13 protein-coding genes are annotated in these 15,473 nt (G+C 35.2%); all 13 read right to left on the reverse strand.

The features are described 5' to 3' along the window. Positions 1–9 precede the first annotated feature (9 nt). The 13 genes from J7338_RS10585 to J7338_RS10645 all read right to left on the reverse strand — a co-directional run bounded on the left by J7338_RS10585 (position 10) and on the right by J7338_RS10645 (position 15,377). Complete coding sequence (locus J7338_RS10585; protein WP_210797020.1) at positions 10–2,217, reverse strand: GumC family protein; 2,208 nt, start codon at positions 2,215–2,217, stop codon at positions 10–12. A gap of 24 nt (positions 2,218–2,241) precedes the next feature. Next, a complete protein-coding gene (locus J7338_RS10590) occupies positions 2,242–2,763 on the reverse strand; it encodes a polysaccharide biosynthesis/export family protein (protein ID WP_210797021.1) in 522 nt (173 codons plus the stop codon). Beyond that, complete coding sequence (locus J7338_RS10595) at positions 2,760–3,974, reverse strand: outer membrane beta-barrel protein (protein ID WP_210797022.1); 1,215 nt, start codon at positions 3,972–3,974, stop codon at positions 2,760–2,762. Before J7338_RS10595 ends, J7338_RS10590 begins: the two co-directional genes overlap by 4 nt. Beyond that, positions 3,958–5,361, reverse strand: a complete 1,404-nt coding sequence (locus J7338_RS10600) for an undecaprenyl-phosphate glucose phosphotransferase (protein ID WP_210797023.1) — start codon at positions 5,359–5,361, stop codon at positions 3,958–3,960. The genes J7338_RS10595 and J7338_RS10600 overlap by 17 nt, the downstream gene beginning before the upstream one ends. Positions 5,362–5,537: 176 nt before the next feature. Continuing rightward, positions 5,538–5,936 carry a 3-phosphoshikimate 1-carboxyvinyltransferase gene (locus tag J7338_RS10605; protein WP_210797024.1) on the reverse strand — a complete coding sequence of 133 codons (399 nt, stop codon included), beginning with the start codon at positions 5,934–5,936 and terminating at the stop codon, positions 5,538–5,540. 92 nt (positions 5,937–6,028) lie between these two features. After that, complete coding sequence (locus J7338_RS10610; protein ID WP_210797025.1) at positions 6,029–8,257, reverse strand: choice-of-anchor A family protein; 2,229 nt, start codon at positions 8,255–8,257, stop codon at positions 6,029–6,031. A 555-nt stretch (positions 8,258–8,812) separates the two neighbouring features. Then, positions 8,813–9,859 (reverse strand): acyltransferase family protein, encoded by a 1,047-nt coding sequence (locus J7338_RS10615; RefSeq protein WP_210797026.1) that lies wholly within the window; start codon positions 9,857–9,859, stop codon positions 8,813–8,815. Positions 9,860–9,871: 12 nt separating this feature from the next. Further along, positions 9,872–11,779 (reverse strand): sialate O-acetylesterase, encoded by a 1,908-nt coding sequence (locus J7338_RS10620; protein ID WP_210797027.1) that lies wholly within the window; start codon positions 11,777–11,779, stop codon positions 9,872–9,874. Beyond that, complete coding sequence (locus J7338_RS10625; protein ID WP_210797028.1) at positions 11,776–12,948, reverse strand: O-antigen ligase family protein; 1,173 nt, start codon at positions 12,946–12,948, stop codon at positions 11,776–11,778. Before J7338_RS10625 ends, J7338_RS10620 begins: the two co-directional genes overlap by 4 nt. Next, positions 12,941–14,122, reverse strand: a complete 1,182-nt coding sequence (locus J7338_RS10630) for a hypothetical protein (protein WP_210797029.1) — start codon at positions 14,120–14,122, stop codon at positions 12,941–12,943. The genes J7338_RS10625 and J7338_RS10630 overlap by 8 nt, the downstream gene beginning before the upstream one ends. After that, a complete protein-coding gene (locus J7338_RS10635) occupies positions 14,109–14,615 on the reverse strand; it encodes a glycosyltransferase (protein ID WP_210797030.1) in 507 nt (168 codons plus the stop codon). The genes J7338_RS10630 and J7338_RS10635 overlap by 14 nt, the downstream gene beginning before the upstream one ends. After that, the gene (locus J7338_RS10640) at positions 14,615–15,067 is read right to left on the reverse strand and encodes a glycosyltransferase family protein (protein WP_210797031.1); all 453 of its coding nucleotides are present in this window, start codon (positions 15,065–15,067) and stop codon (positions 14,615–14,617) included. The genes J7338_RS10635 and J7338_RS10640 overlap by 1 nt, the downstream gene beginning before the upstream one ends. Then, positions 15,060–15,377, reverse strand: coding sequence for an acyltransferase (locus tag J7338_RS10645; RefSeq protein WP_228732965.1), 318 nt, complete (start codon positions 15,375–15,377; stop codon positions 15,060–15,062). Before J7338_RS10645 ends, J7338_RS10640 begins: the two co-directional genes overlap by 8 nt. Positions 15,378–15,473 lie beyond the last annotated feature (96 nt).

A 15,473-nucleotide genomic window follows, 5' to 3' on the forward strand; every position in this document is an offset into this window, starting at 1 on the left:
CTCACTTAGTTACGCTTGTGGTTTTTCAGGCTGCTGCGAGTAATCGTAATAATCATAGTAACCATGGCTATGTTCATCTTTAGATTTACTCATATCTACCTTATTTAGTACCACACCAGCAACATGAGCTTTTACTTCAAATAAACGCTCTAGGCCGGCTGTAATTGGTTTAATACGGGTTATATCTGATTTAACAACATAAACAACCGAATCAACCTTTTGCGCTATTACTAATGCATCACTAACAGCTTGTGTTGGTGGTGTATCAATAATAATATGATCGTATTGCGCTTTTAATTCAGTGAGTAACTCAGAAAAGCGTGGATTTGATAAAAGCTCAAGTGGATTAGACGGTATTTGACCGCTAGGCATAATTGTTACACCCGATTGGGCATCAATATGCACACAGTCGGCTAATTGATCTGTGCCAATCATTAAATTACTTAAACCAGGGTGAAATACGGGTATATCGAATCGTTTAGCCAACGTTGGCTTACGTAGATCAGCATCAATAAGTAATACTTTACCCATTTGTGCCAACGACATAGCTAAATTAGCAGACGTAGTTGTTTTACCCTCTCCTGGAGAAGTTGATGTAACAGCAATAACTTGGTGCGCACGATCAAGATGAGTTAGCAATAAACTAGTTCGGAAAGTGCGTACCGACTCTGCAAATCGACGGTATGTATCATCTAAATAAGCGTGAATTGGGAAAAAACTCTTTTTAGGGATAGCAACATGAGGCAACAAGCCTAACATACGCTGAGCAAGTTTGTTCTCTACATCGTTTTTGTTCTTAACTGTATCGTTTAAGGCATCAAAAACAAAGGTCATTATCATAGCAAAACCAAAGCTGGCGACAAAGGCTAAAATAACAATTAACTTTTTGTTAGGCTTACTTGCCTCATTTGGTGCATAGGCACGATCTGTAAAACGAGCGGCAGCTGAGCTAAAGTCACTGGTTACTTCAGTTTCTTTAGAGCGAGATAAAAAGGTATTAAAAATATTACGATTTGTTTCAACTTCACGCTTTAACTGGTTATATTGCGTTTCTTTACGGGTAATATCTTGATATTCAGCACGAATCTTAGCTAAATCGCCCTCAAGTGCATTCACTGTTCGCGCTGTTCTGTTAAGCTCTTTTTCAATGCCAGTAATTAAACCTTTTATTTGCTTATTTAGGTTAGTTTTAACTGTAGCGAGTTCTGCTTTAGCTGAGATCATTTTAGGATGTTTAGGGCCATAAACCTCGCCAAGCTCACTGACTTTACGTTCAACGAGTACCACTTCGCGTTTAACATCTTGTATTACGCGGTGCGAGGTGATTTCAGGCATACTACCAAGGAGCTCTATGTTATCGTTGCCATATTCGTTAATAACACGGTTAATACTTTCAAGGTTATTTTTAGTAGCGCGAGCATCTACCAATTTTTTCGAAGTTTGCTCAAGCTCTTGAGTAACCAACCCTGCAATACCTTCTATATCAACAAGTTTTTGCTCTTCTCGGTAGGCTTGTAAACGTACCTCAGAGCTATCAAGTTGTATGCGTAATTCAGATAAACGGGTATTTAACCAACTAGATGCCTGCTGAGTAATGCCCATTTTAGCGCGCATTTGGCTTTCAATATAAACTTCACCCACAGTATTAGCCACTAAAGCAGCCAATTTAGGATCGCTCGATTCAAAACTAACTTGTACTAATTGTGTTTTACGAATTGGAGACACCGTCAAACGGGATTTAAATGCTGCAAGCAAGCCTAACATTTCGCGCTCTGCTTGCTCTTGCTCAGTAATCACTGAGCTTTCTTTTTTATTTAAAAAGGGTAACAGCTGCTTAACCATGTCTTTTAATTCGCCTGCAAACGAAGGTGTAGCAAGAAAGTCAGCATGCTCTTTCAAATTTAGTTTAGTGATAACTTCACGGGCAACAGTGTTCGACTTAATGACTTCAAACTGGGTTGAATAGTACTCTTTTTTAGTAGAGTCTAAGCCATAAATTTCGTCAAAGCTCACTGCTTTTGTTTGCTCAGATTCAATTAATAGAGTGGCTGTAGCTACATACTTAGGTGTCAACGTTAGAGCAACCAATATGGTTAATAGTGCAATAACAACAGCAAAACCTAATATTTTCCATTTGCTAACCTTAATTACATTAAGATAAGCACCAAAGTCAATTAGTTCCTCGTTGTTGCTAGGCTTTTCAGATCGTGTATTCATTTTTTAATTACTGCCTTAAACTACTTAAAACAAGCGCTGTTCTATTTTTATGGTGTCACCTGCTGCAATTTGGCTGTTTAAACTACCTTTTTGTTGCTGCTGTTTGGTTTGCTCTTTAAAAATAAATATTTTATCAACCGAGGCGCGTTCGGTTAACCCTCCTGCTAATGCAATCGCTTGGTTTACCGTCATCGCGGGCTGATAGGGGTATGCACCTGGCTCTTTAACCTCACCATGAATATAAAAAGGTCGGTACTCTACTACTTGCGCATATACATTAGGGTTAACTAAATAGTTTGGCTGCAATCCTTCGCTTATTATTTGTTCAACTTGCGAAACACTTAAACCAACAAGTTTAACTTTACCTAAAAATGGGTAGTTAATCTCACCGCTATTGCCAAGTAATGAGGTTACATCTAAATCAGGCTGGCCAAATACTCTAATTTCTATTTTGTCACCCGCGCCTAAAATGTAGTTTTGCGAATCGTTCGCAAAACTACCAAAGCTTAGTAACAACATCAAACTTGCTACAATTCCAACCTTCATTCATTACCCTTTAACGCAAATGTAAAATTAAGACCCACAATTACACGGTCAAACTCAATATCCGCTTGTGTTGAGTTACGGTCTATAAAATCAACATAGCCTGTTATCATGCCAAAATTACTAGCTAAATAATTTAACCCTAGACGCGCATTTTTAACTTTGTCTTTGCGGTCAAAATTACCTGAGTATTCTTGGTCAACGTAATTAACACTTGCTACAGAACTTATGTATTCGCTCCAGTCATGCTGCCATGTTGCACCATAAACACTCTCTTTAATGTAATCGCCTTGTAATAATGGATCTTTAGCCGCACGGCTAGTAACTAATTGAACTGATGAGTAACTAAGCGGTTTCCAAACAACAGTCGCTTCCCAGCTTAATCCACTAAAGTTATTACGGAGGTTCGACTCGAAGTCTTTATTTTGATAACCCACTTTAAATGAACCAGTAGTAACGGCAGTGGCTTCCCACTCCATACCGAATAATACCTTTACATCGTCCGAGTCACGCGAAACACCATTCGAATCAATTACATCATAACGATAGTTCTCTTGTTTTACTTCTAAAAAGGTACGAGTCCCAGCTTGGGTATTATAATAACCAACGATGCCTAACATTGGCTTGTCGTAATTGCGATACTGCGATATGGCAGTAAAATTTTGGTAGTTTTTATTATAATAACCCACAGTTAAAGCAACCATTGCTTTAGAGCTTAGCGCACCATATTCATACCGAGCCGTTAGATTTTGTTGCTGATAGTCGATTAGATCATCAATAGCATTACCTTGACCTTCTGTTAAACCTGTTCCGCGTGGTTCGTATAGCCAGTCAGCATCACCTACTACATCTAAACGGTGTTGGCTAGTAAACTCTTTATGTACAACAGTACCAACATTTACTTGAGTAAAGTTATCGGTGGTATCTTGATTATGAAACGACGTGCTTGATGCTATATCAAACTTATAATTATCTGGGCCATCTTCAATAAGAGCTTCTAAACTAGGTGCTATATTCCAAATTAACCGAGACTGAGTAGTCGATGGTGTCATAAAAAAGTTATCGTTGCTGCTAACACCTAATTTCAACATAGGTGTAACCTCTGCACCGTCTTTAGTCATAACACTACCTGGTTGTAATTCTACAGCCAATGTTGGTGCTGATAACCCTAAAGTAACAAGTAAAGGTGCAATTGTATTAGTACGCATTTTCACTTTTAAATCCCTTAAAAATTGTCATAAAAATTATTTTCAAATCAAACAATAAAGACCAATGTTTAATATAATGTAAGTCATGCTCAACCCGTTTAGCCATTTTATCAAGTGTATCAGTTTCGCCACGCCAACCGTTAATTTGCGCCCAACCTGTTATACCTGGTTTAGTTTTATGTCTAAACATGTAAAACTCTACTTTTTTTCTGTATTCTTCATTATGAGCAACCGCATGAGGTCTTGGACCAACAATAGACATGTCACCTTTTAAAACATTTATAAATTGCGGTAGTTCGTCAAGGCTAGTACGACGCAAAAAACCACCTAACGGAGTAATTCTGACGTCATTTTTAGTTGCTTGAGTCACTACATCACTGTTTTCGGTAACAGTCATAGAACGGAATTTCCATACTTTTATTTTTTGACCATCTAAGCCATAACGGTCTTGCTTGAATATGATAGGTCCTTTAGAAGTCAGCTTTATTGCAACTGCAATCGTTAATAAAACGGGGGTAATTAAAGTAAGAATAATAGCTGAAACAACTATGTCTTCTGTACGTTTTATAAATTCGTGCGCGCCAATACAAGGAGCTTCAAATACGCTTAATGTGTCTACATCGCCTACATGTTCAATACGGGCATGTATTAAGTTCGATAATAAAAAATCAGGCACTACATGAACATCTACAGTGGTATCACCTAGCTGCAATAAAATATCAGCTATACGCTTTTGTGCTTTCATAGGTAATGCAATATAAAGTATATCTATTTCACCGTGGCGAGCAGCGTCAACGGCGCTTTGTATACTGCCTTCAACAGATTGTTGTTCTAACTGCTCAAATAAGCGTTCAGGGTTTCTGTCATCGTAAAAGCCTTTAAAATTAAAGCCTAACTCATCATGAGTAACAATTTCAGCATGTAAGTATGCTGCAGATTCTGTTGCACCAATAATGGCCACATTGCGCTGCGACAAGCCTAATTTACGGCGGCTACGTTTATACCAATAAACCCCTAAACGCCAAATGTATAGATATGCCACACTTAGCAAAAACCAAATAACAACACCAACACGAGAGAGCGATTCAGTAAACTTAAAAGCAAAAGATATCACTAATAAAAATGCGAAAGCGATAAGCACACTTCCCCATGCACACATAACCATTTTTCTAAACTTACCTGCCCGCCATGAGCGGTAAGTAGAGAATATTTCAGCACGGTACAAATAACTGAGCGCAACAGTCAGTGCAGAGGCTGCATAAATGGGGGTCAGTTTAAAGCTGTAAAATAAGGATGCGCACTGAAAAGCTAAAAACAGTGCAAATATATCAAATAGTCGGTAAAAATTGGCATCAGACGAACCTGAGGGTTTAAAAGTTCTTGGAGATGTCACTTTGCTTAATTCCTTATAGCTAGTTCAGAGTGAGTAGAGCCCCACAAAATGCAAGGGATAATATAGTATTAGCCAGCTTTATTCAATTACTGATTCCAGTAAAATAGTAATATTTTATACTAAAAACTTTCTTATAATTTCGTTGAATAATTAAAATTTATATAAAAAGACTATAACTAATTAAATAAACCTTTAAACCAACTCCAAATCCCAAAAGAATGCCCCTCAAAAATATCTATCCCCAATGCTGATTTCAACAAATATATAATTAATAAAGCAGTTGAAAAAACAACCAGCACAAAAAAACTAATAATTAGTGTTTGTGTTAATTTTGCAATTTTTTGCTCTTTAACACTAAGTTGTCGCCTATTTCGCCCTGCCAATAAAACATAGTAGTAACGGTATTTAAATATTTTAATTACCCCTCTGCAATCAACGGCATGATTGCCCCACTGCCTCGCGCCAATTGCTATTTTCAAATGCGCTAGCTGTTCATCGGTAAACGTATTTTGAATACTTTCAGGCATTCTTTCCATCAAACTTCTAACTGCAGGATCAGAACGTAACTCAGTCAAAATAAACCTTTTGAATCAAATTTTTTAATATACTTGCTATTCTAGCAATAAAAGCCAATTAAAAATCAATTGGCTTTTATTTAGAGTGCTATTTAATTCAGGTTAGCTGAACGGAAAGTATTCGTTTTTTCCCAACTATTCACTGGTTGTAAAGGTAATGAGCCATTTTGATTAATGTTTGAACCTGAATAAGAATGCTGGTTCCATATACGTGTAGCAGGTGACCACTTACAACTTCCTGACGTTTTAACAGAAATACCATTAGTACCGATAGCTCCATCAGGCAAAAAAAGCTTATTCGAAACAGATATGATTTCTCCAGAGCCATCACCATCTAAATCGACTATGATTGGATACTCCCAAATTGTACCTGACGATTGTGGCGACTTATAAATTAGCTTATTTTCAGAAGCACTAAATACGTTCAAACCCGTTTCATCTATGTTAACTATTTCATCTTTACCATCGCCATTGAAATCGTATGTTATTACGCCCGCACGTTTACTAGAAGGATCATGTATTTCAAAAGTATGGGTTAAAGCACCGAATTTATTAAGTACCTTAATAAATTCACCGCCTGCAACCACTATATCGGGCTCGCCATTTCCATTAACGTCGCCTATAGATGGAACCCCTCCCCCTAAGTCCTCTGATTGATATTCCCAAATGACTGAACCATCGTGCTCTAACAGTTTAACACTACCATCTAAGTCCGTTAGAACGATTTCAGGATATGCGTCATTATCAAAGTTACCAATTGCAGAAAAACCCTGTTGTGTATTTTTATTCCAAAGAACGTTTCCATCCTTAGTAAATAAAACACCATTTACCAATACTTCCTGCTGTCCACTAAGATCAGAATCAAAAGCAATTGAATCAATCATAGTAAAGTTGCCTTTGTTATAATTTAAAGGCTTTCCAAGTTTAACCATAGAGCCGTTAGCAAGATTTACAATGCGATTACCAATAATCAATTCCGCAAAACCATCACCATCTAAATCTGATATTGTAGAGTTTCCGTATGCGAATCCTTTTGGAATAGCTTTCAGTAACTCTCCAGTATTACTGTAGATTTTATAACTATGATCAGTTGAATCTCTAACTATAACTTCAACTAATCCATCGTTATTAACATCAGCAGCAGAAATAGAATAAGTGGATGTTGCTTTGATTGTTTTGTAATCAAAAGTTCCATCAAGATTCTCATTTTTCCACAACTCTTCACCATCAATGCCGCTAAAAGCTCGAACAACTCCTTGCGCGCGGTAATTAGCAAGATTAAAAGTTACAGCTAAAATATCTGTTACATCTTTATCATCAACAACACCATCACCATTATCATCATTAAGATTTACAGCGATAGGTGTTGAGATAATTTGATCATACTCAGGCAAGAATTCACTACCACTCCAGCTCCATTTTTCAACTATATTAATATCATTACAGACAGGTTCATGTATTTGAGGTAAATCACCAGTAAACTCTCTACCCAATAATGTCATTGAGCCATAAAAGCTTTGACCAACAATTGGCATTTTAGCTGTACCGTAAACTCCTCTAATATCTGCATAAGGAGCTAATATTACACCTAACCAATGATTGCCTTTAATATCTAGCTTTTCAGCATTTGCAAAGTTAAATACCGTCTTACTTGCATGATGGCGTAAATGCGAAAAACTTTTACCTTTAACCACTACGTTATCATCACCAGTAATATTAAAAATTACTGTTGCATCAGCAGGAATACCCCACACTTTAAATGTGTGTGCTTTAGCAAAGTCACGTGAATCTATATTAAATACTTGTCTATCAGAGCTTCCATCACCTTCTAAATATAGGCCGCCCCATTTACTGTTTACTGTGCCGGTTGTATCAAGCTGGCTTAATTCTGCGCTTAAATCTTTGTAATATTGTTCTTGTTCATCAAAATTAAATGGCATAGCCGACTCATCTTGATTAGAAAGTATTTTAGAACCCTGCTCCATCCCCCAGCGAACACTCCAGTGAATATTTGTAGCACCACCAGCTATCATGCTACCGACATATTGGCGGCCATATTTAAATTCGATGCTTGATTCACTAATTAAATAGTATGCATCTCGGTTATAAGGGCGGGAGTAACCGACGCTATAACCTTTCAAATCGATTTCACCAGCGGCTATTGCGCCATCTGCACGACCAAAGTTCGATTTAAAATCTTCAAAGACAAACGCTGAAAAATTATTTGCAATACCTAAGTCTGCGGCCAACGTTGTAGAGCTAGCTAAAGTTAGTGCGATCACTGTGCTTAACTTTTTTAATTTTATTAATGAGTTACTCATTACTTTCCTCGTAAATAATGTGCATCAGTGGCACTAAATTAAAGACTGTTTGTTCAATGAAGGTTCTAGTTCATTAAGTAATTACTGAGCATTGTATATACAAATCTAACTAAAAGAAATAAAAACCACTACAAAAGTACCAAAAATATACATTATTAAAAAAACAAAAACAAAAATCAACAACTTACACAACAAAATTACATTAAAAAACTTTAGAACACACCCAAAATAACCTTCAAATGTTATTTAATTGTTAATACAATGTTTATTGTGGTTCATTGTAATTATAAAAGTAATTAAATAACAAAACTGTCATTCCAAAGCGTTATAACTTGGTTGTTAATTTAATTTAGGGAGGTATTCAGGGAGCTAAATATTAAAGTGAAAGCATTTATTTTAGATTGAAGTGTATTTCATTAATCTCAGCAATAGTTTCAATATATCGCTGAGATTGATGCCGTCCATTTAACTCAGTTCCTGCGAAGGCCATTTTATGTAGTCGTTTTGACAGTGATCACACACTTTTGATTTCCTAGTTATTTAATCAAAATAGTGTCAATAACCGATAATATATTTACTTCTATCATCAAGCAACTTTTTCACGAGTAGCGCTAAAAGCATGCTTATGAGAATAAATGTTAACGATAAAGCAATAAAATATAGCCACTGAAACAAGGTTGTCTCTGGAAAAGGAAACTTTAGATTTCTGTAAATAAAAATCAAATACGGATGTATAAAAAATACAGCAAAGCTTGTTTCTGCAAGGTAATTGAAAAATAAAGTCTCTTTTGAGTGCTTTTCTAATAATAAGAAGAAGAAGAATGAAAGAAATACCTTCTGCAAATACATGTAATCAATACCTGTTAATTCAAAGAATGCTTTATGATAGCTTCCTACGCTGCCAGAGTATGTTTGAATGAGAGTGAACATAATTGATAATAAAAAAAACAACCAAAGTTTATTACCCTGAAATAAGTCAATCAAAGACTCTCTGTACTGTGAGGCTAAAGCCCCTATGAGGTAGACAGGGAAAAAAAACACAACAGAGTGAATGTGATTTATATTGTCAACTGGTCTATGAGCAAAAATAGACAAACAAGAAAGAGCTAAAATTACTATCACTTTAAATTTAAGGTTTTTTTTGAGCACAAAAACAACTAGTGGTGATAATAAAAACAAAAATAATGCAAACGGTATGTACCAATAAGCGGTCATAAATCGACCAGTTACTTCATACTTGAGAAAAGGCACAATAAATTTTGATATAGCATCTTCAGCTTTAGGTAGGAAATACCCTTCTGAAATGGGATTTGATACATACATATATAAAAATATTGGTAGTAATGACAAAAAAATATATGGCCAAATTAACCTTGAAACTCTAGATATATAAAACTTTGAAAAATTAAACTTCTTTAAAAACACAACTTCAAATAAAAACCCAGAAATAAAAACAAATAAAATAGTCCCACCAGATAGAAAGTTACGAATAAAAACCTCCCAAAAACTATCTAAAACAACTCCTGAGACATCGAAGGAATGACCGAAAACAATAAATATTATTGCTATTGCACGAAAATTATTAATTGAATTATAAAACAAAAGTACAGTCCCTTAAATAGGTTCGATTTCAATGTTAGATACTTTACCTGAAAAGCCAAATTTACCCGCAGAGAACCTTAAACGCCCGAACTCTGGTATACAAATTGGGACCCTGCTATAAAAAACTCCAGTATCATTTATGCTCTTGTGAAAGTCACCAATATTAATATATGCAGTTCCCTCACCAATTTCGATCTCATATTCAAGCAAATATATTGGGTATTGTAACTTAGTTTTAATAAAGTAATCCCCTGTAACCGACAGCTCATCCATTTCGAAATTATCGATCGTTACATTATTTGGCCATATGTTTTCGCCTAAGTCTTCAACTCTATATTGATCAAAATTTGTTTCCGATAAAATAGGCTTCAAAGAAATAGAGTGCATAGAACCTGTAAACATAGTTTGTGTACTTACTATAGAAACCATATCTTGTGTCGGTTCACACACAATTGCCACAAAAGAGTTTTTACCTTTTTTTGTAATTGGTATAGTTGAATCTCCAATATTAAGAATTGGATATCCTGATTCAATTTCAACATCAAAGCTTACGCGATACAGTGCATAGTCCAGACTTTCATCATTGTAGCTCCCCCCTATTATTGTAAATGGTGCTGACATGTTCGAAACAATATCTCCATCATTCCATATACTGTTACCACTTGGATTTACAGAAGAGGACATACCTAGAGTTTGTGGAGTTATTTCAATTGAAAATTGGACTAGCCAATTATGCAGCCGCAGTTGATCTATTGAGGAAATTAACTCAGAGGTATCTCTAATATTAGTAACTGGGGTTTTCTGATTTGCAGTATTATATCTGTCATCTAATGTAAAACCACTATCTATTTTTCCACCAACCTCTATTAAGGTATTAAACTCAAGCATTAATGAATTACCTTGTACTGTAACTTGAGGAATAAATTCTATATTGTCTGGAGATATGTACTTAAGGCCAAAACCAGGAGCTTCAGGTAAAGTCTGAGTATCAATAGTCAAATTACCCTCAGGAACATGCAGAGTCAAAAAAGCCTTATTACCGTCAATTTTTAAAGATTCTGGTTGCAATGGCTTCCACTTCTTATTTAACACAAATGAAGAAAAAATAGCTTTAGCAAAATATTCACCTTGTAAAATATATCCTTTTGCATTTAAGTGAGTTCTATCGTCGGCTTTGTTAAAGTAGTTCCTATTTAGAAAATATTTTGGCATTACAAGAGAGAACGAATCATTATCTTTTACAAATTGCCACAGCGCAACTGCCATCTCGTGTCCATAACTTACGCCCGTTTGATCTATAAATAAAATTGGACTGCGAGTTATAGAAGAGGTTGCTTGTATTTTGTTTTTATATGCGTTGTATAATTTACCTAGTTTCTGTTTATACTCTTGTAAGTTAGAGTTTGCATTAGATTCACCATGTATCCAAGTAATAAAAGGAACATTAAAATTCTCATTATTTTGAGCGGCTAATTTTTCGCCGGCTCTTAACATGGTTAGTCCATTTTCAAATGGTTCAGTCCCATATTCCAAGTTACTAATTTTTTGCCCTCCGCGAGCATGAGGGGCATATATAAACTTAGGAAAAGGTTTTTTTTCAACTTCATATAGGTATTCCAGCATGTTAAACATTGAGTATGCATGTGTTTGCCTGGTTATATCCTTTAGAGGCTCTAAAAAGCTGACATCATTTGCTACTAATTTTTGGTTGTATTGTGGCGCCGAAGTTCTAACCCCGTTAAACAAAAACACTTTCTCAGGATTAACTGCATTTGGAAAAATGATTGGATTCAAGTTTTGGTCTGTATGCCCTATACTCAAGGACTGACCAGAAGATAACACTAAGTTGTAGTCTTCAATAGCTCCTAGACTATTAAATGAACTTAAAAGAAGTAAAAATAAAATTAGATAATGTTTCATTTTTCTTTACTTAAAACCATATAAATAACAGGGATTATAGAATAACCAGCAACACCGGATAAAAATGAGGCCTCAAATAAAGAGGTAATAACAATATAGACAGCCATCGAGTTACCCAATCTATTTTTGCATTTTATAACGAGATTATAGCCAAGAATTGCAGTTATACATAACATGCCCCCTAGCCCAAGACTAAAAAAGGCTTGCAAAATTAAGTTATGAGCATGAGCAGGTGTATAACCAATAATATCTTCTAATGTAGGTAAAGCCAAAGATGTTACGCCAATCCCATAACCAGTAAAAGGCCGGTCAAGCGCCATATCAAATACAGCAGGCCAGATATACGTCCTACCTGTAAAGGTTAACACTTCTTCAGGATCACCATGGCGAGATACATGCTCAAGGAAGCCGTAAAAATCAAATGCAGCATATATTATCAATAACGAGGTAAAAATTACCCCTGATAAAATCACAAAAAGAATAAACTTATTTCTTCTATATAAAAATAAAGATGAGAAAACAAATGATATAAAAGCAGTCTTACTATCGCTCAATAACAAAGCAATTAAAGACAGTGCAAATGCAATAATAAAACAAGACTTTGAAATAACTGACTTATTAAAAGAGTGCAACAGAAACAGGCAATATACGGCGCAAAATCCCCCCATTGCATTTGATGTTGAGAAGACGCCGCTCATGCGAGGACTTACAAATAAAACATCATTCAACCAATAGATATGCCTTCCCAAATCAGGTAACACCAGATAGTAAATGTATGAAAAGCATATAACTATAAAAAATGATAAAAAAATTGAATAAAGTAAAAAGTCATCTCCAAACCTACTTTTTACATATTTAAAATAAAAGTAGAAGGCCGCATATGAAAGAACGACAACAAAGCTACGAAAAGGAAGCATTGAAAAAGGAAGCATCAAAATTGCTAAGAGGATAAAAGCAACAAATAGCAACTCATGATTGTTAGACACCCTAAAACCGAATTTATAAAAATATATAAATGCGATTAAAATCCCCCCCCCCCATGCTATCAGCCGTAAAATGATTTGAAAATCAACACTATCACTTCCATATTCGCGTATTCTAAAAACAAATAAAGAAAAAATGATAAACATTGAAAAAAGAAATAAGTTAAAGAGTTTTATTCTATTCATTTGCGGCTCCTTTTATAACAATCACACAATAAGCCATCACCAAAAACAGCCAACCCATAAAAATAGAAAATGATGGTGGAAGCGCTAAATGAAGAAACAAATTTAAGAATAAAAGAGATGAAACACCAAAGCCTGATAACAAATATAGTGAATTCATTTTCTTATACATATTTTTTTTCACTAGTAGCATTTCAACACTTCTAGAGCAGGATAAACAAATTAGAATACCAGCCCAGAATAATAAATCACTAAGCTGTGGTACAGCCTGCTGAGCATACACAATGGGGAATAGATAAACAGCTATTGAAAGGCAAACGGAAGAAGCAAATAAAGAAATTACCATATACTTTTTGAATAAGTTCTTTGTAAATATATGTACATTATTTTTTAAACTAGCCAGTTTTCTTTGATCTATAGCCTCCAGCGACTTGATCAATATTTGAACAGGCTGAAATACAGAACGAGCTATAAATAAGACCGAAGAAATAGTCGATGGATAAAAAGCCGATACTAACAAAAATGGAGAATGTACGAGTAATAATTGAGAGATAGATTGAACATTTCTATTTAATAGGTTTCTCGTGTCACGAAACCAAAAAAAAATATCTACCTTCGGCTCATCCGCTTCCGCTTTCTTAAATACGATGTAAAGAACAATTGCAATTAACTCTAAAACAAACAAACAGAAATAAGTATTTGTTAAAAGCTTTATAGATAAACCATCAAGCAATAACGAAGCTGCAAAAGTAGACACCAAGACAACGGATATCAAAGTTGGCAGAAAGAACAGCTTACTCATCATCAATAGGTATCTAAATGATTCATGTATAAATAAAAAAGCGAACAAAGTTGGAGCTAATAGCCACTGCTCTTGATATGGAAATACAAAACAAGTACAAATAACAATCAACACCAAAAACTGCACTAAGAGGATCAATGAACAACTTAAAAACTCAATTATCCTCACCTTACTACACTTATCCTCTTTTAAATTGAAAGGGATAAGCACAATTGTTCTTTGGAAAGATAGGAAAATCAAGGAGAGAGTCATAGCAACGCCAAACATTACTACTGACTCATTCCCCTCATATTTAAGTAAAAGAAAAGTTATTAAAAAATTAGCACCCGAAGATAACAGCGAGTCTATTAATAAAGATAATTTATACTTCATCATCTATCATTTTTTTTATATATTCACCAAGGTTCTCTGTATCTTTCTCTTTTGCTGTAGTAAAGAAGTCATTCGTCTCACTTAGCGGCTCGATTTCCTCTAAAATCTGTTTCAAGTCATCAATATTACGACAAACTCTCATTAAGCTACTTGAGGATGTCAACGGTTCGAATCTTGAAATAGTATCGAGCTGATGATCATTTCGATGCTCACCAAATTTAGCCAATCTAGGCACTACAATTAGCTTTTTATTTAATTCCAAGCACTGAATAATAGTACCCATACCAGCGTGAGCAATTACAATATCACACCAATCAAGCTTCGTTTTGTACTCATTAGAGCTCAAAAAATCAATCACTTGGATACCATCATAATCACGCGAGTCTTCACCAACCTGAGCAAAAACATCCAAGTTAAGAGATTTATTGATATCGCTAATGGCTTCTATCAATCGTTTAAAAGGTAATTGCGCACCTACAGTTACAAGAACTTTCATTATATAACTCGACCTTTGTATTGAACATTCTCACCGACTAAATCAGGCCATTGAGTTAATGTTTTATGTGCAATTTTTTTTGCAATTCTTCCCGATGCTGATAACTGTTTTGTATTAGCAATACTATCCACCCACATGGTTTTTCTAAGTAACAGTCGCCCAATTACAATAGAAATTAACCCTGGCATTGCGCCTGTGGTAATTATCCATTTAGGTTTATGTTTTAAAATGAGTTTCAACATTTGAAAAGCGATTATCGGAGAACGGATTAATGTGTCTCTTGACACATCCTCAATTAAGCTTTCATTCTCAAAAGAAGGTGTATCATTTGCGTTTACTTTCGTTCGCACATATAAAATGTCATTAGAATCAAAGTTGGCTTGTTTCATGATTCTGCTTAATTGCACATAATGACCACCCGTTGATGCAATTGCTATGAGCTTCTTACTCATTAATTAATATCCCTAAAGCTTTCGTTTTAATGTTTGTACGAATTGCAACGGCAGGGTTTCCTGCAACAATTGTCCCTGAGCTAACATCCTTTGTAACGACTGCACCCGCAGCAACAATACATGAATTACCTAAGGTCACACCTGGCATTATGATTGAGTTACCACCAATGAAACAATTTTCGCCAATTCTCACATCTTTATGAATATCTCTGCACATATCATGCGTTAAAATTACTGAACCAAATGCAATATAAGTCCCCGCTCCAATATGAACACCTTGTGGGTTTGTCTTATCTAACTTTGCTTTCAATGAAATTCTAACGCTTTTATGTATATTCATTTTATAAAAGTGGATATACCAAAGCGTGATAATGGATAGTATAAAATGTCGTACATAGACATGTAT

The sequence above is a fragment of the Pseudoalteromonas ostreae genome (assembly GCF_018069805.1).
GTDB lineage: Bacteria > Pseudomonadota > Gammaproteobacteria > Enterobacterales > Alteromonadaceae > Pseudoalteromonas > Pseudoalteromonas ostreae.

Excerpts from the sequence above, each read along its gene's own strand:
- J7338_RS10620 (WP_210797027.1), bottom strand. The coding sequence starts at position 11,779 with ATGAAACATTATCTAATTTTATTTTTACTTCTTTTAAGTTCATTTAAT.
- J7338_RS10590 (WP_210797021.1), bottom strand. The coding sequence starts at position 2,763 with ATGAAGGTTGGAATTGTAGCAAGTTTGATGTTGTTACTAAGCTTTGGT.
- J7338_RS10635 (WP_210797030.1), bottom strand. The coding sequence starts at position 14,615 with ATGAAAGTTCTTGTAACTGTAGGTGCGCAATTACCTTTTAAACGATTG.
- J7338_RS10630 (WP_210797029.1), bottom strand. The coding sequence starts at position 14,122 with ATGATGAAGTATAAATTATCTTTATTAATAGACTCGCTGTTATCTTCG.
- J7338_RS10625 (WP_210797028.1), bottom strand. The coding sequence starts at position 12,948 with ATGAATAGAATAAAACTCTTTAACTTATTTCTTTTTTCAATGTTTATC.
- J7338_RS10610 (WP_210797025.1), bottom strand. The coding sequence starts at position 8,257 with ATGAGTAACTCATTAATAAAATTAAAAAAGTTAAGCACAGTGATCGCA.
- J7338_RS10640 (WP_210797031.1), bottom strand. The coding sequence starts at position 15,067 with ATGAGTAAGAAGCTCATAGCAATTGCATCAACGGGTGGTCATTATGTG.
- J7338_RS10585 (WP_210797020.1), bottom strand. The coding sequence starts at position 2,217 with ATGAATACACGATCTGAAAAGCCTAGCAACAACGAGGAACTAATTGAC.